This window comes from Candidatus Saccharibacteria bacterium (genome assembly GCA_012965045.1).
Taxonomy (GTDB): Bacteria; Patescibacteriota; Saccharimonadia; order Saccharimonadales; family DTSZ01; genus DTSZ01.
On sequence record DTSZ01000001.1, the window covers coordinates 355,477 to 372,899 of the forward strand.

General features: G+C 43.6%; 19 protein-coding genes. 1 reads left to right on the forward strand and 18 read right to left on the reverse strand.

Annotated features, from left to right (window positions below):
- Nucleotides 1–72: 72 nt before the first annotated feature.
- Nucleotides 73–984 (reverse strand): class II fructose-bisphosphate aldolase, encoded by a 912-nt coding sequence (locus tag EYO12_01825; protein ID HIA91838.1) that lies wholly within the window; start codon nucleotides 982–984, stop codon nucleotides 73–75.
- A 102-nt stretch (nucleotides 985–1,086) separates the two neighbouring features.
- On the opposite strand from EYO12_01825, the gene EYO12_01830 reads away from it, so the two are divergent.
- Complete coding sequence (locus EYO12_01830) at nucleotides 1,087–2,241, forward strand: hypothetical protein (protein ID HIA91839.1); 1,155 nt, start codon at nucleotides 1,087–1,089, stop codon at nucleotides 2,239–2,241.
- Here EYO12_01830 and EYO12_01835 read toward each other — a convergent pair.
- From EYO12_01835 to EYO12_01915, 17 genes are all read right to left on the reverse strand, one after another.
- Nucleotides 2,233–3,210 carry a transketolase family protein gene (locus EYO12_01835; GenBank protein HIA91840.1) on the reverse strand — a complete coding sequence of 326 codons (978 nt, stop codon included), beginning with the start codon at nucleotides 3,208–3,210 and terminating at the stop codon, nucleotides 2,233–2,235. The two genes, EYO12_01830 and EYO12_01835, sit on opposite strands and share 9 nt — an antisense overlap.
- Entirely contained in the window at nucleotides 3,207–4,073 is an 867-nt protein-coding gene (locus EYO12_01840; protein HIA91841.1) for a transketolase, read from the reverse strand. Before EYO12_01840 ends, EYO12_01835 begins: the two co-directional genes overlap by 4 nt.
- Nucleotides 4,074–4,079: 6 nt before the next feature.
- Nucleotides 4,080–4,736 carry a hypothetical protein gene (locus EYO12_01845; protein ID HIA91842.1) on the reverse strand — a complete coding sequence of 219 codons (657 nt, stop codon included), beginning with the start codon at nucleotides 4,734–4,736 and terminating at the stop codon, nucleotides 4,080–4,082.
- Nucleotides 4,737–4,987: 251 nt separating this feature from the next.
- A complete protein-coding gene (locus tag EYO12_01850) occupies nucleotides 4,988–5,446 on the reverse strand; it encodes an RpiB/LacA/LacB family sugar-phosphate isomerase (protein ID HIA91843.1) in 459 nt (152 codons plus the stop codon).
- A gap of 211 nt (nucleotides 5,447–5,657) precedes the next feature.
- Complete coding sequence (gene gap / locus EYO12_01855) at nucleotides 5,658–6,671, reverse strand: type I glyceraldehyde-3-phosphate dehydrogenase (GenBank protein ID HIA91844.1); 1,014 nt, start codon at nucleotides 6,669–6,671, stop codon at nucleotides 5,658–5,660.
- Nucleotides 6,672–6,745: 74 nt separating this feature from the next.
- Nucleotides 6,746–7,480 carry a hypothetical protein gene (locus EYO12_01860; protein ID HIA91845.1) on the reverse strand — a complete coding sequence of 245 codons (735 nt, stop codon included), beginning with the start codon at nucleotides 7,478–7,480 and terminating at the stop codon, nucleotides 6,746–6,748.
- A 15-nt stretch (nucleotides 7,481–7,495) separates the two neighbouring features.
- Nucleotides 7,496–7,810, reverse strand: a complete 315-nt coding sequence (locus EYO12_01865) for a hypothetical protein (GenBank protein ID HIA91846.1) — start codon at nucleotides 7,808–7,810, stop codon at nucleotides 7,496–7,498.
- Nucleotides 7,811–8,371, reverse strand: a complete 561-nt coding sequence (locus EYO12_01870) for an NUDIX hydrolase (GenBank protein ID HIA91847.1) — start codon at nucleotides 8,369–8,371, stop codon at nucleotides 7,811–7,813.
- Between the two features lie 6 nt (nucleotides 8,372–8,377).
- Nucleotides 8,378–8,911: an inorganic diphosphatase gene (locus EYO12_01875; GenBank protein ID HIA91848.1), complete on the reverse strand. Its 534-nt coding sequence runs from the start codon at nucleotides 8,909–8,911 to the stop codon at nucleotides 8,378–8,380.
- A gap of 125 nt (nucleotides 8,912–9,036) precedes the next feature.
- The gene (locus tag EYO12_01880; GenBank protein ID HIA91849.1) at nucleotides 9,037–9,498 is read right to left on the reverse strand and encodes a hypothetical protein; all 462 of its coding nucleotides are present in this window, start codon (nucleotides 9,496–9,498) and stop codon (nucleotides 9,037–9,039) included.
- 73 nt (nucleotides 9,499–9,571) lie between these two features.
- Nucleotides 9,572–10,243, reverse strand: coding sequence for a hypothetical protein (locus EYO12_01885; protein ID HIA91850.1), 672 nt, complete (start codon nucleotides 10,241–10,243; stop codon nucleotides 9,572–9,574).
- A gap of 132 nt (nucleotides 10,244–10,375) precedes the next feature.
- Nucleotides 10,376–11,557 (reverse strand): thioredoxin-disulfide reductase, encoded by a 1,182-nt coding sequence (gene trxB / locus EYO12_01890; GenBank protein ID HIA91851.1) that lies wholly within the window; start codon nucleotides 11,555–11,557, stop codon nucleotides 10,376–10,378.
- A 22-nt stretch (nucleotides 11,558–11,579) separates the two neighbouring features.
- Nucleotides 11,580–11,834, reverse strand: coding sequence for a glutaredoxin family protein (locus tag EYO12_01895; GenBank protein ID HIA91852.1), 255 nt, complete (start codon nucleotides 11,832–11,834; stop codon nucleotides 11,580–11,582).
- A 66-nt stretch (nucleotides 11,835–11,900) separates the two neighbouring features.
- Nucleotides 11,901–12,278, reverse strand: a complete 378-nt coding sequence (locus tag EYO12_01900) for an FKBP-type peptidyl-prolyl cis-trans isomerase (protein HIA91853.1) — start codon at nucleotides 12,276–12,278, stop codon at nucleotides 11,901–11,903.
- Between the two features lie 191 nt (nucleotides 12,279–12,469).
- Nucleotides 12,470–12,808, reverse strand: coding sequence for a hypothetical protein (locus EYO12_01905; GenBank protein HIA91854.1), 339 nt, complete (start codon nucleotides 12,806–12,808; stop codon nucleotides 12,470–12,472).
- Nucleotides 12,809–12,859: 51 nt separating this feature from the next.
- The gene (locus EYO12_01910; protein ID HIA91855.1) at nucleotides 12,860–15,610 is read right to left on the reverse strand and encodes an efflux RND transporter permease subunit; all 2,751 of its coding nucleotides are present in this window, start codon (nucleotides 15,608–15,610) and stop codon (nucleotides 12,860–12,862) included.
- Nucleotides 15,611–15,659: 49 nt separating this feature from the next.
- Nucleotides 15,660–17,423, reverse strand: a complete 1,764-nt coding sequence (locus tag EYO12_01915; GenBank protein HIA91856.1) for an ABC transporter ATP-binding protein — start codon at nucleotides 17,421–17,423, stop codon at nucleotides 15,660–15,662.

Sequence of the window (17,423 nt, forward strand, 5' to 3'; positions counted from 1 at the left end):
CGCCGCCTATAACACTCAGTAGATACCAGTTGTAAGCTTAAAAATTGACTTTACAATTGTGATTTATAGCAACTAACCTGCTTTATTAGTTGTGCCAAACAATTCTATTTTTTCTTCTACAACTTTTTGGACCGCTTCAATAACGGGGCCCATTAACTTTACAACCGCATACTGATCTGGGTTGTCTTTTAATTGTTGTTCTAACGTAGTTCTAAACGCATAACGCATATCAGAATTTATATTAACTTTGCTGATACCGTTGCTTACAGCAGCTTGGTAATAGTGACCAGGTGTACCCGAACCGCCATGTAAACTTAAAAAAGCATCTTCTGGTATTGCGGCTTTAATTTGTTTTAAAAGTTCAATGTCCAGTTTTTTAGGTACTGGGTACTTACCGTGCAAGTTTCCAATGGCTACTGCAAAGGTGTCAATGCCTGTTGCTTCTATAAACTCTTTTGTGCCTTGGGGTGTGCTGAATGTCTTTCTGATTTCTTCATAGTCAATGTCTTCGTCGTGCACGTTGCTGCTGCCGCCAAAATAGTGCGGTTCACTTTCAACAATTGCGCCACTTACGGTGGCTGCGTAGTCAACGACCTCTTTAGTTTTAGCAATAATTTCTTCTTCACTAGCATCTTTATTGGCCTGTGATATATCGATATGAATAAACTCATATCCTTCATCTATTGCGGCTTTTGCAGCTTCTACTTCTGGCGAGTGGTCAAGATTAATATATAACTCTACTCCGTACTGTTCGCGGTAATTGTCTACCATGTCGCGAATATTCTTAAGGCCCATGGCTTTAACTTCACCAGCGCTCACTTCTACCATGCCAGGTGCATTTTTGGCAGCCAATGCCTTACAGGCCGCAATTAAAGTTTCTTGATTATCGATATTAAAAGCACCGAGTGCGTAGCCTTCTCGTTTTGCTTTTGCATATGCAGTCCGTGCCTGTTCGCATCTTTTTTTACTGTCCCATTGTGCCATGATGTATTTCCTTGTTCTTTACGCTTATGCTAGCACATAAAGCGCGTAAGAGTGTATCGCTTATGCTGGTATATAAAATTTATATACTTTATAGTCACAACTATGAGTGAGCTACAGCAACAGGCGGAATATTCACCAGTTAATATCGTGCAAGCTATGGATGCCTTGCAAGCCAAGCATCAAAACGAGATCCTTTTGTCCTATGACAGTGTTGTGTATGGCGCGCAAGAGACGAAGCGAGTACTTAAGTCCGTTTCGGACGAGTCAGCCAATGGAGTTGAATACGCAGCAGATGCCCTCAGCGCTGAGGGCTCAATACTCCACCAAGAAACAGCGAGACTATTTTTTAATCAAGATACGACTGAAACCAACTTTCAACCCCTTATGAATGATCCGGACCTTGGCTTTTTTCGAACTATCGGATTACCGGAACTAAAAGACCTAAGTAAAACACTGCGCCAGCCAGAAGTCCGCTGGGGCTTAAATACAACGCACCGAGTTTATACAGAAACCGACATTGCAAAGTCACTTCCTGAAGTCATACAACACTTGAATCCTTTAGCTTTGTTAGATTTATTCCGCAGGGTCGGAAAAACCATAACTACAAGCAGCCAAGAAGAGGTTGATCAGCAAATTGGTACCTATATTGCGCCTGTTGCGCCAAGCCAGTACCAAAATCCCTCTACTCGGATCGACTGGCTTATACGCGAAGCAGGTGGCAGCAAGATTCAAGAGGTAGCTAATCAGCTTCTATGGGTGCTTCAGAATTATGATAAAGATATTCGTCGTGAACTTAAAACAAGAACACTGCAACAGTTGACGGTACGATATGGTGATAATGTGCAAACTATTTTTATAAAACCCGACAAAGAAGTTGCTCGCTTTGCAGCCCAATACCCAGACGATCCGATCGATCTGCTGGGCATAAGTGAAATACGCAAAGGCCGAAATGCTACTCGCCAGGCTGGATACAGGGCTCATTTTAGATCTGGCAGACAAATCCAGTCGTCGATTGGAGTAGCCCTTGATCCACGAACTGAAAAACCAGCGTATACGGCAACGTTAACAAGCGAAGGCGGCGATCAGACCGAGATATATGCCAACACCTTATTTACTGCGCTTGCGGCACTTCGTGATAACCCAGCGTTAGTCTCAGAACATCAACTTGAGCAACTCGATTTCAATCAACGTCTTTTTGCATTAGCATGCGTTCCTACTTTACGGGAGAAAATTTTCGAATCTGCGGGACTAGTTTAGGAAGCCAGTGATTTGCTTAGCCATTTGCTTGCCTGTTAAACCAAAGTGCTCCAGCAATTCTTGTGGTTTGCCAGACTGTCCATAGCTGTCTCTAACTCCAATTCTCATTGCTGGCACTGGATTGTGCTCGCTTAAAAATTCAATAACTGCGCTGCCAAAACCAGCAGCAATCTGAGCTTCTTCAGCGGTTACCAGTTTGCCAGTTTTATTCACACTGGCTAAAATTGTTGCTCCGTCCAGTGGTTTTACGACAGGTACGTGAACTACCTCTGCATCAATGCCTTTTTTAGCTAGTAAGTCTGCGGCAACCAGTAGTTGATAGGTCATAGTGCCGGTACCTGCCAAGGTAATATCTGTGCCCTTTCGTAGTACGTGCGCTCTGTGCAAATCAAATGGTGAATCATTGGTTGTAAATACTGGAGTAGCTTCACGGGCTAAGCGAATGTAAGCCGGGTTTTCAATGTCTTCAGCCAGTGCTAGTGTGGCTTTTTCTGCCTCGACAGAGTCGCCAGGACAAACCACCACCATATGCGGCAACACACGCATGAGCGCAATGTCTTCCAGCATTTGGTGCGTTGCGCCATCTGGCCCTACAGACACACCAGCATGTGAACCAACAATCCGTACAGGCAACTCACCCATGCAAATACTGGTTCTAATTTGGTCAAAGCTTCTGCCAGGGTGAAAGGCTGCATAACTAGAACTAAACGGAATCCTGCCAGCGATAGCCAGACCAGCCGAAACGCTGGCAAGGTTTTGTTCGGCAATACCAATTTCTACGAATCGATCAGGAAATGCATCGCGAAAACCATTCATTTTTGTTGAATCAGTTAAATCTGCGCATAACGCTACAACCCGTTCGTCTTGTTGGCCAGCTTTGACTAATCCTCGGCCAAATCCACTGCGAATCGGCTCTTGCTTACAGGATTTTTTAAACATATCTGGGTCTAAATGTTTTGCGTAGCTCATTTATGTTCACCTTCAATTTTACCGTTCATGCTCCGTAGTTGGTTTAAAGCTTCTTTTGCAGCACTTTGAGCCTTCGGCCCTTTTTCTGAGTCAACAAAATACCCATGCCAATGATGATCAAACTGCATAAAGTCTACCCCTTTACCTGGAATGGTATGGGCTAGCACTACAACCGGCTTTTCGACTATAGCTTTTGCCATATTGCAAGCCGCGACAATGTCTTCAATATTGTGGCCATCGACTTCTAGTACATGCCAACCAAACGCCTGCCACTTGGCTTTTAAATCTTCAAGTGGCATAACTTCTTCGGTTAGTCCGTCGATTTGAATGTTGTTACGGTCAACTATTACCGTAAGGTTATATAAGTGGTATTTTGCAGCCAGCATAATGCCTTCCCAAATCACCCCTTCGTTAAGCTCGCCGTCACCTGTTAAGCAATAAACATACCGGCCGTGTTCACCACGGAGCTTTTGATCAAGGGCGAAGCCAACAGCCTGTCCAAGGCCATTTCCAAGCGGACCGCTGGTGTTTTCAATGCCAGGTAGTTTGGTGCGTTCTGGGTGCCCTTGCAAACGACTACCAAATTTACGCAGTGTTGCGAGTTCTTTTTTAGGAAAATAACCTGCGTGTGCCAAAGTCGTATACAAAACTGGTGCAATGTGACCGTTAGACAGAAATACTGCGTCACGCTCAGCCCAATCAGGGTCTTTAGGATTGTGGTTTAAAACCTCAAAATAAAGAGCCGTAAAAACATCGGCCATGCCTAATGGGCCCGCCACGTGTCCACTACCGGCTTCCTCGAGCATTTTTATGATATCTTGACGAATAGCATTCGCCTTTTTTTCAAGCTGTTTTGTTGTCACAAAATTTTATTCCGCTAATGCTACAAGTGTAGCATACGCTGACTGTGGATTTTTAGCTTTCTGAACAGCGCTACCAACATTAATAAACTCAATGTTTCGAGACACTAATTTAGCTATATTATGCTCATTTGCACCACCGTCCCAACCAAGGGTCAGCTCTGGGTTCATGGCTCGCAGTGTTTCAACCTTGTCAAGTTGACTAAGATCAGCTTCGCCGCCGTAACTACCAAGTTTACCGCCAAATATTAAACAACCATCGGCTATAGCCAGTTCTGGAACATCATCAGGACGAGTCTCTGGTAATAGCGCCACATGAACAGCAATGTCCATGCTCTGTAGTTCTGTGAAGCTTTCTGAAAAACTACTACTTTCAGCATGTAAAATAATTACGTCTGGTTGTTTGGCTACGAGGGTTTCAATATGTTCTGCTGGATTATCGACCATTAAATGAATATGCACCTTAGAAGATTCTGGCCAATGCGCTTGAACAAGATTTATTGACTTTGGTTTTGCAAATTTGCCGTCCATAACATCGATATGCAAAATCGGAGCAAACGATAATACATCCACCAACCGATTGTATTCTTGAATATCTGTCGCAAGTACTGTGGGAATAATTTCAGCCACAAGCAACTCCGTTGCTACGACTGTAGAATAGAGAATAGAGAGTAGAGAGTACTAAAATCATACAAAAAGTATAACAGTATTGAAGATTCTTTAATGCAGAAGCCTAGCAGCAACACTTGAATTAAACTCAGGACTAACCTTAGTACCGAGCTGAGAATGAGAAGTTCGTACTGGAGTGCAATGCAAGAAAGTGCCGAAGCGAGGAGTAAGTCGAATAAGCAAGCACCACAAGATATAAATAGGCCACTTTATTAACGAGCTGCGAACTGCAAAATACGATCTGCTATTTAGAGCGGAAAGTAGCTCTCTAGCTTATCAAGCCGCCTCGCATGGCGCGGCTCTTCTGGGCCTTTGTAGTCTGCGTTGAGCCAGGCTTCTACAATCTTTATATTATTTGCCTCAGATATAAAATCGCCCGACAAACAAACAGCGTTTGAGTTCTCATGCTGACGAACTTTCTTAGCCTCTTCAACACTCCACGCAAGCCCTGCTCGAATGCCAGGATTCCTATTTAGCGCCATGCACATGCCTTGTGCACTGCGGCAAATAGCAATACCCCAACCGTAATCGTCAGAACGCAACATACGCACTAATTTTAGCGCGTAGTCTGGGTAGTCGTCTTGAGGGTCTTTAACCTGCGGACCAACGTCCTCAACTTTATGACCCTGCTCGACTAAGTAGTTTTTAAGCTTTTCTTTTAGATCAAACCCACCGTGATCACTTGTCAGGTAGATAGTTCGTTTCATTATCGTTGTTCTTGCACTCGAATTCTAACAGGTGCAAATTGTTTGAAAATGCTTCGTACGATAGCTGTTGTTGAGTCTTTTTGGTAGCTCATTTGCAATTCCTTCTCTGCCATTATTTTTTCTCCTTTTTTATTTTTGTTTTTTGGATTTACATAATTAACGATACAGAACATTGCATAGTAGATGCAAATTCATTTGATTGTAAATATTGCTACGCTAGTACTTTTCCAATGTCAGCTACAAGTTCAACCAGTCGGTTACTGTAACCCCATTCGTTGTCATACCACGCAACGACTTTAACCATATTGCCGCCAACAACTTTGGTGTGACTTAGGTCTACGGTCGAACTGTGACTGTCTCCAACAAAATCGCTTGAAACAAGCGGCTCTTCTGTTACTGCTAAGATTCCTTGGTAAATCGGCATTGCCGCGGCTTCTTTAAAGGCACTGTTAACCTCTTCGACCGTTACATCTCGTTTTAACAAGAAAGTAAAGTCACTAACAGACCCAACCATAGTTGGCACGCGAAACGCCATTCCATCAAATATACCTTTGTAATTTTCTAGCACTTCGCCAGTGGCGATCGCTGCACCAGTACTGGTAGGAATAATATTCTGGGCTGCTGCACGAGCACGACGCATATCACCGTGTGGTGCATCTTGCAGTCGTTGGTCGGCAGTGTAGCTGTGTATGGTTGTCATCATAGCCTTTTCAACCCCAAAGTTAGCCTCCATGACAGCTGCCGGTGGAACTATACAGTTAGTAGTGCATGATCCGTTCGAAAACACTTGGTTGTCGTCGTCAACAAGTTTGTCGTCGTTTACTCCCAGCACATATGTCGATGAACCTTCGCTCTTGGCCGGGGCAGATATTACTACTCGCTTAGCGCCAGCCGTAACATGTTTTTTAGCGTCTTCAGTCTTAACAAATCGACCAGTCGATTCGATTACCACGTCAACATTCATGTCTCCCCACGGGAGTTTCTCTGGATCGGGTTCGTTTAAGACTTTAATCTCATGGCCGTCAACTACTATGCCGTTTTCGCTGGCTTCCACATCATGTGCGTAACGCCCGTACGCTGTATCGTACTTCAGTAGGTGTGCCAAAGTTGGGTTGTCGGTTAAGTCATTAAGTGCAACTATTTCAATATCTTTACGTTCAAACGCTACTTTAAAAGCGTTCCGGCCGATTCTTCCAAATCCGTTGATTGCTACTTTTAATGCCATGTATCACCCTTCTAAAAATCTATTACTAGTGAAATAGTATAGAAATCACCACTGTCGTGCAAACTGTTTATGCTTTAGGCAGTTTGCACTACATCGCTAATGACGTCACTGGTTAGTCCGTCAATAACTAACCGCGCTCGGCCTTCAAATATATGTCCTGTTTCTACTAAACTAACATCCGCAACGGCACGTCCGCCCTCATCGAGCCCAACAGCTTCAGTTGTAAATTGCACCGGTAGAGTTGGCTCTACCCAGCCGTGCTGCATCCATTCTTTTTCATCAGCATTGGCAAGTGTTACGGCTCCAATAAACTGACTAGCTTTTGCGATTCTTGTTTGCCCAACCCACTCCTGTGCAGCGAAGGCAGTTTTGACCTCTCGATGATGCTTCAAATCGACTCTCACGCCTGGTTCAAGAAGCCCAACTACTATTGGTCTATCACTGTTGCCTTCAGGCAAAATGTCTTTCATCTTTACGTCCAGCATAAGCAAGCGCTCACTGGGACGAATTTGCGGAGACCGTACTTCAACTGGCCCATACGGCTTATCAAAATACATTCGATCAAACCGCCTACCGACGCTATACCTGACTCCGGCACGTTGTCCGTATCGCATTCCAAGGTTAGGAGAAAAAGCAAGCGCCAATGACAAGTGACGCAATACCTCCGTATGGTCTATGATGCCGCCATACGCCACTCGCCTCATGCGCGTCAGCTCAGTCTTGCTCGCATTATCTTTTTGTGCAGTTTTATATAACTGGAATTTTTCAATTCCTTGTAAAACTTTTTCTATATTACTAAAATTACTCATCTGCTTTTTAGTGTATCACTCCATGACTTCAAGCTCGACACCACTATCAAACAAGCTCAAGAGAAAAATGCCATGTTCTTTTTGAACTGCAACGCTCAAAGTCAATGGCGATCGGACAATATCGGCCGTCTCTACTTGCGTAACCAATAGGTCTTCAATAACTGCAACAACAGTACAAGCTTTTAATTCCCCGGCCTCAAGTACAACGCTATAGGCATCTAATGCACGCTGTCGTAACTGATAACTTTCCCCAGGCTCACAACCACTCCCTAGGGCTTCATTTAATATATTTACTTGCTTAACAAATTCACCAACAGCGCATTCACTCACTTACAAGATAAAATTTCTAGCCAACACCCCTATAGTTTGTGATTCCTTCAGCTCACCGTTCTTTATTAGTTGGGCAACTTCACTCCAATTAAATTCCTTTATTTCGTGAATTATCTCCCCTTCTTCTCGCGCATGCTGGTTTGTTAACTCCCAGTTATGTGAAGTCATATAGTACAGGTCGCGTTCAAATGTAGCAGTCATAATTACTTTTTCTAGAAATTCAGGATTATCGTTAACAATAATCCCAGCCTCTTCTTGGGCCTCTTGCATTGATTTCTTTTGTGCCATATCAATAAGATCCTTGCCAGCTTCTAGGTATTCCATCCATGGCTTTGCGAAGTCAAACATTTTACCTCCAGGCAATCGCCAGTCCGTAGACTTCATTTCGCGTCGGTACTCAGACTGTAAAATAACCTTAGAGCTATCGCGGTTCAGGCACAATAACCGCACACCGGGTGGACGTCTTACACGCTCCCATTGCTTACCGTTCACATCCGCATATTCAAACACGAATAATTGTGAACCAGCTATGGGTGTTTGCTGCCAATCAGGCTTTATCATTTATGATTATCCCTGCTTGTTCCAGCGTTCAATACACTCATTAATTACGCCGATCGCAGCTTCAGTATCACCAAAGCCCAATACTTCAGTTGTGCCAGGCTTTTTAAGGTCTTTGTAGTGATTAAAATGGTGCTCTATTTGTTGCTTCCAAGCATTGCCAAGCTCGTCAACAGTGTTGATCGAGCCATAATGTCGGTCATCTTCCGGTACACAAATAACTTTATGATCCATCTCGCCACCATCGTCAAAATTAAGTACGCCAATTACTTTTGCTTTGGTAAAAACGCCAGTTGGAATTGGTTCAGACGTTACAACTAAGGTATCGAGCTCATCGCCGTCTTCGTCGAGTGTCTGCGGGATAAAACCATAATTAACTGGTTTTGCAAAAATTCCCGGTTCGACTCGATCGAGCTCAAAACACGCTAAATTGCGGTTCCATTCAATTTTTAGCATGCTGCCTTTAGGGATTTCGATAACTGTATTAATCGATCCGCTCGCTACATCGTCACCTGGTGTAAGAATTTGATTAAAATCTGGCACATTTCCTCCTATAAATAGTTCTTGGATAGTATAGCAAATTACGTTCTGGATTTAGGCCTGCTCGCTATAGCCGGCAAATTATACACTTTTTGACGATCATAAAAGTTTGTATAGTTCGCCCGCGGCTATTCAATTACTCTAACAACGCCGCGCATTGTAAATGGATGTGGTTCGCAAAAATAAACGTACTCGCCGCTTTCTTCAAACGTATAGCTAAAGCTTTCGCTATTTGCTAATAGGTCGCTATTAAGCCCTTGGGTTAAGCTATTGCTCCAAGAAACGATATTATGCCTAACATCACCAGTATTCGTCCATGTGACTGTTGTGCCTTTGCTTATAGTCAGCAGCGTTGGCTCAAAATAAAACTCACCAATGCTAACAGCAACGCTCGGTTGACCTACTGCATCAACCTCGCCATTATTGCCTGCTTCACTTAAATATGTTTGAGTGGCCTGGCTTAATTCGTTCAGAGCACTAGATTGTTCTGTGCTAGCATCCTGTTGTCTTCTGTCAGAATTATTTATCGTAAAAAATATTATGGCCGAACCGGCTATAACAAGACTAAGCCCGAAAAATAATTTATTCATAAGTATATAGTTCTTTCTTATTAAAAAATCCGACCTACCAGTGGCGGGTCGGATTTTATCTATAAACTCAAATTTATAGGTTTTGCTGTTCTGCTATTGCACCAGCCAGCGCGTCAGCGATTTCGCCCATTTGGTCATAGGCTGCAGCCTCGTTGGCAAAGTAGCCTTCAATGTCGCCTGCAGCTAGTGAATCAACTGCAGCTACAACTAAGTCTCTGTGGCCGACAAGCAATGATTTAACTGTTTCCGGTGGTAGATCCAAGCCAGCTGTTTCGGTAAAGAAAGCTGTAGCCTGCTCGCCGTATCCAGCCAGGTCGTCCAAGGTCTGTTGCTGAACGTCTTCGTCTCCGTCTAGTACACCTTGCGTATAGCTAACGAAAAAACCAATATGCTCGCGCCATAGACTTAAAAATGCCTCTTCTTGTTCTGGATAAACACTCCCTACCAGACCAGCTATAGCAACACTATTGTTATCAAGTTCGGACACCGCTGCTGCTGTTGTTTCTGAGTCAGCTCCATTAATTGCGATTGATCGCAACGCAACTGCTGCCTGAGTTACGTGTTGTTTTAGCTCTGTATTAAGCGCCAGTCGCAAGTCTGATGCTTCATCAGACACTGGTGACTGTTGCGTCGTTTGCGTAGTCTCCGAATCATCATCGCTCGCCCCGACTGTATACCCTATTACGCCCCCTAATACTAAACCTACGATGGCTAATGCCATTGCAGAACCTTTCATTGAATCCATGGATTCTCCTTTTTATAGTTATTAATTAGTCATAATAATTTTTGCTTTTAAAAAGCTCCCGACTAACTAGCAGTTAAGTGTAGGGAGCTGAATGTATAGCTTATGTGAGAAAAACGTATGACTATTGTATAACTATTCGTTGGCCTCTAGAAATTCGCGTATTTTTAGAGCTGCTGTAGCGCCTTCGCCAACCGCCGAAGCAATTTGCATAGTTGCACCGCTGCGCACATCACCAGCCGCGAACACACCATTAAGATTTGTCTGTAAATCCTCGTTGGTTTTTACAAATCCAGCTTCGTCGAGCTCAACTGAATCGCCCAAAAAGGCTGTATTTGGGCTCAAGCCAACAAACACAAACACCACGCCAACATTCATTTCTTGCGTTTCGTTTGTTTGATTGTTCTTAGTCGTAATTGAATGGATTCGAACCCCTTCACCCTGGATTTCTTCGATTTCAGTATTAAAATGAACCGTAATCTTGTCGTTTTCTTGTACTTTTTGAATCAATACATCAGACGCTCGCCAATGGTCTTTACGAATAAAAACATGTACTTGTTTGGCAAATTTTGTTAAAAACAAACTTTCTTGGGCTGCAGAGTTACCGCCGCCAATAACTGCCATCACTTGGTCTCGGTACAGAGCCCCGTCGCAGGTTGCACAATAATGTACGCCACGGCCATAGAACTCTTTTTCGCCTTTTACTCCTGCCTTTTTGTAATCACTGCCAGTCCCAATAAGAACAGTCTTAGCTTTATAGTCACCGTCTGTCGACTTCACCACTCGGTAGTCGCCTTTGTCTTCAATCGCGGTAACTTCAGCAAGTTGAATAGTTGTACCAAACCGCAGTGCTTGTTTTTCTAGATTCTGAGCAAGCTCCATGCCACCAACACCGTCTGGAAACCCTGGGTAGTTCTCGACGCTTTCAGTAACTGCAGCTAGTCCACCAACTACACCTTTTTCAAGTAAAACAGTTTCAAGATCCTCGCGGGTAGTATAAATCGCAGCGGCTAAAGAAGTCGGACCGGCACCGATACCAACTACGTCGTATATTTTGTCTTCTGAATGTTCTGCACTCATAGTTTTAAATTCCTCTTTTAACTCTTCGTTGCTTGGATTAACTAAAATTTTACCATTAATGTCCAGCGTTGGTATTTCATGATGGCCGTTCGTCTTGGCTAGCATTTCATCTACAATTTCTTGCCCATCGTCCGGATCTCGTTCGGTGTAGTCGGTTAGATTGTTTTCGGACAACCACCGTTTGACACGAACACAGTCCGGACACCAATCTGAGCCATAGTACACAAACGAAGTCATTGTCGATGCCGTAGCCGCAAGACTATGAAATAGCTGAGGCTAGCTGTCCTGGGTTGAATCCAACGACCACTTCCTCTGTTCCATCTTCTTTTGTGAACAAGGTCACTGGCACAGCCATTTGACCAGACTTTTCAATCATTTCTTGTTGTCGAGACGGATCTTTGTCGAGTTCAATGTATTCATACTCTAAGCCTTTGCCGTCCAGCCACTTTTTAACCATCGGGCAATACACGCAAGTTGTTGTACTGAAGATAGTTATGTTTTTTATATTGCTCATGTATTTCTCCTTTGATTAAAGTTTAAGTGATTACTTAAAGTATAGCAAGTGGCTGTGTAGTGACTGTTAACCCTCAACTGCTTCGAGCTCAATGTCGAAAACCAAGGTACCGAGTGGTCTTGCACCTTCGCCAGGCACGTAACCGTTAGGTGCAGCACCATATGCTAATTCACCAGGAATGATCAATCGTCGTGTTCCGCCAACCTTCATGCCAGGAACACCTTGTGTCCAACCTGGAATAACTTCATTTAAGCCAAAGGTTATTGTCTGGCCGCGGTCTTTTGACGTTTCGAATATTTCACCGTTAACAGCGTATGCGCCGGTGTAGTGCACTGTAACCCGAGCGTTCTCTTCAACTACTTCGCCGTCGCCTTCTACTAAGTCAATAATCTGCAGCTCTGTGGCTGGTTCTGCCTGTGCGTCAAAGTCTTCTAAATATCTCACTTGTTCCTCCTGTTGATTAGTGCTGTCGGTACCATCGGTTACCTCTAAGCTTGTTTCGTTATCGTTTGTGGTTTCGGCAATATCGACATTTAAGTCTGGTTCAGTTTCTGGCTTGCTTACAATAATAGCCGCCACAGCCACGCCAACAAATACCGCGACTACTCCAAATATTGCCCATTTATTATCTTTCACTAATCTCCTCCATTAAATGTTGATTGACCAGCATTGGGTTGCAACGAACTTTGCCCGCTACCTGGATTTTGCAACCCACTACTGTTTTGCGTAGACTGCTGAACGCCATCGGCTCCCTGTAGCGTATTGCCGCTACTGGCAGGAGCTTCGCTTCCCAGCCCGTTTACTTTAAGGTTTGTTGTGTTTGTTTGACGAATTGGTTGGGTGGTGGAATCGTCAGAAAACGTCTGCGCCACTGCATAGCCAGCTGCCGAAAAAACAAACAGCGATGCAAACGCCAGCATCCAAGCCGTACGCAGCAATAATCCGTGTGCGTGATGTATCAAAGCTACCCTCATAGTTGAAACAAAGTATAGACCATAACCGTATAGACGGCTACGTGGAATTTACTACTTTTTCCGCAATCTATTGTATCCCCGTTTAGCAAAGGCAGACGCCGTTTCGGACATTATGTAGTAATACGGGAATGACAATATAACTAAGATTGTGGAGCTCGCTAAACCAAATATGATTGTGTAGGCCAGTGGCTCCCAGAACGGGTCGTTTAGCGCCAATGGCAACAAGGCAACAATAGTTGTGATGGTTGTAGCAAGTAGCGGTCTAAAACGCTGCTGTAGGGCTGAGGATATAGCTTCAACTCTGCCTTTGCCGGCTTGCTTTTCTTGATTCGCATAGTCAGTTAATAGAATGGTGTTGTTAACTGCGATCCCAATCAAACCGATCATGCCGATTGCGCTAAAGAAACTCAGTGAATTGTCAGTTACATACAATCCCAAGAAGACACCAAATATGCTAAACGGAATCGCCAATATTATTAGTAGTGGTTGCAAAATAGAACGGAACTGAATCGCCAGTAAAACCAATATCGCCAAAATTGCTACCGGGAACACTACACCCAATGCTGCAAAACTCTCGGCACTATCGCTTTCTTGTCCAAAATCAAAGCCAAGCGTAATCTGGTCACCATATTCAGCCAGACGACTGTCGGTAAACTCTTCCTCAACAGCAGTTTGAGCTGCAGTTACAAGAGCCGACACATCGCTATCCTCAAAACCCGCACTCACTTCAACGTAACGATCGCCGTTGGTCCGGGCTACGCCACGAACGCCAGAAAGATCAGTTTCGGTAATAGTCGACGTTGTGCCGTTCGCTCGCTCAATAGTTCTGTCAGTTAAAAAATCCTGAATATCTTGAGCAAGTGGCACTGTGTTTGCTGGATCTTCGCCAATAATCTGTACTTTAAACGGTAGGTCTTCTACCGGTGGGCCGTTATCGATTTGGCTGATTGTAACTTCAGCAGCTTGTCCAATTTCTTGTTGCAGTGATTCTTCTAAGACCTCAATCAACTCAAACGAGGTAACTTCGCGGTCCGTAAATGGCACCAACTCAACAACAATGTCTGCTCCGCGCTCGTTGCTTGGACTAAAACCGCCATACAAAGCCCGGACCATGTTTTCACCAACTTCCTCAGTTATGACGGTATTAGCACGCTCTGCTATCAACTCGGCCTGCTGCAAACTTGTACCTTGAGCAAATTCGTAATTGATATTTAGTTGATCGGAATCGTCAGAGGCAGGAAAAATATTAAACTCAACTTTTTGGGCAAAGTACCCTGTACCCATCACAAAAACAAATGACAACAGCACCATACCCACTGCCACATGCTTACCAATTCGCGGCCGGGTTTTAAGTAGCAGCGGCAACCCCGCAAACGCCTGTGCAATAGAATCAAACATACGAGTTTTTGCATTTGGTTTGGTCTGCATGTTTTTTAAGCCAAATCGGCTCAAAAGCGGGATAAGTGTTAACGATAGTAGGAGTGACACGGTTAGTGAAATAATCACTGTTACTGGCATCAGTCGTATAAATTCTCCAAGAATTCCGCTAATAAATGTGAGCGGCAAAAAGACCAAAATAGTTGTCAGCGAGCCCGCAAAGCTGGCAGGTGCTACCTTGCTAACTGCTTCTTTTATGGCCTCTCGCGGTTTTCTGCCTTTCGCGCGGGCTGCCACAATTGCCTCAATAACTATTGTTGCATCATCGACAAACAAACCGAGCGACAGCACCAAGGCAAACAACGTAATAGTGTTAAGCGTATAGCCAACTGCCAAGAGTACAATCATCGTAACCAGCATCACCCCAAGCATAAATACAGCCGTTATTAACGAAGCTCGCCAGGTGATAAGCAGCCAGCTAATCAACGACACCGCCAAAATACCACTAAATAAATTACTTTGTAGCGAATTAATTTGAGTAGCTATCGAACTTCCGAAGTCAGCACCTATAGAAATATCAAAATAATATCCAGTGTTTAATGAATCCGTCCGCAATCGATCATCACGCTCAAGCCGCTCAGACAACTCTTTAACGACGTCGTTCAGCTCTAGAATATCAATACTGTCAGTCTTGTTTATGCCAACCGTCACAGCTTTATAAAAGATTACATCGCTAGAACCAGGGCTTGGACTTGTGCCAAAAAAGTTAAAACCTGTTTGTCGACTCACAATCTCGCCAGTTGCAGGGTCTGGAGCCTGTTGCACTAACTCAACAACCTCGGCATTGGCAATTCGCTCGTCTTGCTTAAATTCTTCAGCTACAATTGCCGCCTTGTCTTGGATTTCTTCGATGTCTACATTTACTTCTGAACCAGTTTGGTTCGGTACATAGCCAACAGAAAGCAGCAAGTCATACTCGTTCAAATAGGCCGCTGGGTTTAATGATATTGCGTCAAACTCAACTCCATCCGGGACATTGGCGTCGGCAAGCCGGCTCTGTACTTCCGTATTGGCAGCCTCGGCATCGACGTCTTCATCAAAAAAGGCAAAAAACGTAAAATTATTTGGCCCAGTGTTAGAGAATGTCTCAGTTATACCTTCAACATCTTCAATTGCCGCCAATGCCGGCTGGACCACATCACGGTCAACAGCTTCGGCGTCGTCGACAAAATACACCCCGTTTACAAGTGTTAACGGAAACTGAATCGGCGGGAACCCCTCTCGCGGCAAAAATGTCGTGTAACTAAGCAGTCCAAAAATAAAAATTAAACCAAATACTGCACTCTTAATCTTCCACTCATCAAAAAACCGCACACTTACATTACTTAAAAAATCCCGAAATCCCGAAGTACCTTTATTTGCCATTAAATCAACTCCTTAAACGTTACTTTGAGTCTATAGCAAGGAATCCCGATTAGCCAACCATGTCGTACTTCTTAAGCTGCTCAATATCAGCACCGTCTTTTTGCATTTTAAGGAGTTGTGAATAAATCCCGCCAGACTTTGCGAGCTGCTTAGGGCTACCTTGCTCAGCAATCCGTCCGCCGTCAATCACCAGTATTTTATCGACATTAGCTATGGTGCTTAGTCGGTGCGCAATAATTATGGTGGTACGATTTTCCATTAATTTATCGAGTGCAGCTTGAACCAGTATTTCCGACTTGCTGTCGAGCGAGCTCGTCGCCTCGTCTAAAACAAGGATTGGAGCGTTTTTAAAAATTGCCCGAGCAATGGCTATTCGTTGCTGCTGCCCACCACTCAGTTTTAGGCCTCGTTCACCAATAAAGGTGTCGTAGTCTTTTTTGAACTTGTTAATAAATTGGTGTGCATTGGCAGCTTTGGCAGCAGCTACTATGTCTTTCTTTTTATAAGACGATTTAGAATAAGAAATATTTTCAGTAATCGTGCCGCTAAATAAACTGGCGGTTTGAAACACTGCTCCTACAGCTCGCCGTAAACTTGGCAGATTTATGTCGGCAATGTTCTGCTTGTCGACTAGAATTTGACCGTTGTCGGGGTGATAAAACCCCATTAACAAATTAGTGATTGTGGTCTTGCCTCCACCGCTTTCGCCGACAAGAGCGATCTTTTCACCCGGTTCAATAGTAAAATTTAAATCAGATAAAACCTGAGTTTTGTCGTCATAACTAAAGGTCACGTTTTTAAACTCTACTCTACCGTCGTGTACGTGCAGGTTTTTAGCCTGAGCATTTCGTTCCTCGTCGGCTTTTTCAATAACGTCAAAATAGTCTTTGCTGTTACTAATTACCCGTTGGGTTCTGTCGACAAGGAAGCTAATAGTGAAAATAGGAATACGAATTTGATTGGAATATAAAATTAAAGCAACGGCATCGCCAGCTGTTAGTGCTCCGCGTGCTCCTTGAATAAAAATAAAGCAAAACACCGCAAAAAATATGACATTCAGCACTAATCTCCGCTTAAAATCGCTTATATGCCAATGTTTTGACTGGGGACGTACTAAACTGATTATTTTTGCTAGTTTTGATTGATAGTAATTTAGTTCGCGTTGTTCTTGGTTAAAACTTTTAACTGCTCTGATTTGGCTGATTGCCTCGTTAAAGCGACCAAACGCCATATCATTATTTTTGTTAATTTTGTCTTGGTAATCCATCCATAAGCCGCTGCTGCGCGTTGTCATAAAAATGTAAATTGGGTACAAAGCTGCTAAGAATAACGCAACTGGCAAACTGTAAAATCCAATCACTACTAGCCCAAAAATGGTGCTAAAAATAAATTGTAAGAAATTGTTACTAAACGCAGACAAAAAATCACTAATTTGACCGACTGACCGCTCCAGCCTGTTGACGACTTTGCCTGTTATTTCGTTATCAAAATACTGCTGCGGTAGAATCATTAGCTTTTCATAATATTTGTTACCCAAAATGCGCCGAACATGAAACCCCATTTGGTCGCCAATATAGCCATTAACATTAGTAATAATGTTATAAAGAATGTCCGCCAAAAAAATAACAGCTGCATAAAAAACAGCTTTAGAAATATCAAAGTCTTCGCCTTGCCCAAATAAATCAATAACTTTACCTGTAACTGCTGGTAAAAGCAGAGTTAGTAGCGCAGAAAATACTGTAAAACAACCAATTGCAATGTAATAACGTTTTAGTTCTTTGGTGGCGCTAAAAATTTTTCGGATTTGCTGCAT

What these genes read in the sequence shown, in the direction of transcription:
- EYO12_01825 (HIA91838.1), bottom strand. Translation starts at nt 984, where the DNA reads ATGGCACAATGGGACAGTAAAAAAAGATGCGAACAGGCACGGACTGCA.
- EYO12_01830 (HIA91839.1), top strand. Translation starts at nt 1,087, where the DNA reads ATGAGTGAGCTACAGCAACAGGCGGAATATTCACCAGTTAATATCGTG.
- EYO12_01835 (HIA91840.1), bottom strand. Translation starts at nt 3,210, where the DNA reads ATGAGCTACGCAAAACATTTAGACCCAGATATGTTTAAAAAATCCTGT.
- EYO12_01850 (HIA91843.1), bottom strand. Translation starts at nt 5,446, where the DNA reads ATGAAACGAACTATCTACCTGACAAGTGATCACGGTGGGTTTGATCTA.
- gap (HIA91844.1), bottom strand. Translation starts at nt 6,671, where the DNA reads ATGGCATTAAAAGTAGCAATCAACGGATTTGGAAGAATCGGCCGGAAC.
- EYO12_01860 (HIA91845.1), bottom strand. Translation starts at nt 7,480, where the DNA reads ATGAGTAATTTTAGTAATATAGAAAAAGTTTTACAAGGAATTGAAAAA.
- EYO12_01870 (HIA91847.1), bottom strand. Translation starts at nt 8,371, where the DNA reads ATGATAAAGCCTGATTGGCAGCAAACACCCATAGCTGGTTCACAATTA.
- EYO12_01880 (HIA91849.1), bottom strand. Translation starts at nt 9,498, where the DNA reads ATGAATAAATTATTTTTCGGGCTTAGTCTTGTTATAGCCGGTTCGGCC.
- EYO12_01885 (HIA91850.1), bottom strand. Translation starts at nt 10,243, where the DNA reads ATGGATTCAATGAAAGGTTCTGCAATGGCATTAGCCATCGTAGGTTTA.
- trxB (HIA91851.1), bottom strand. Translation starts at nt 11,557, where the DNA reads ATGACTTCGTTTGTGTACTATGGCTCAGATTGGTGTCCGGACTGTGTT.
- EYO12_01895 (HIA91852.1), bottom strand. Translation starts at nt 11,834, where the DNA reads ATGAGCAATATAAAAAACATAACTATCTTCAGTACAACAACTTGCGTG.
- EYO12_01905 (HIA91854.1), bottom strand. Translation starts at nt 12,808, where the DNA reads ATGAGGGTAGCTTTGATACATCACGCACACGGATTATTGCTGCGTACG.
- EYO12_01910 (HIA91855.1), bottom strand. Translation starts at nt 15,610, where the DNA reads ATGGCAAATAAAGGTACTTCGGGATTTCGGGATTTTTTAAGTAATGTA.
- EYO12_01915 (HIA91856.1), bottom strand. Translation starts at nt 17,423, where the DNA reads ATGCAGCAAATCCGAAAAATTTTTAGCGCCACCAAAGAACTAAAACGT.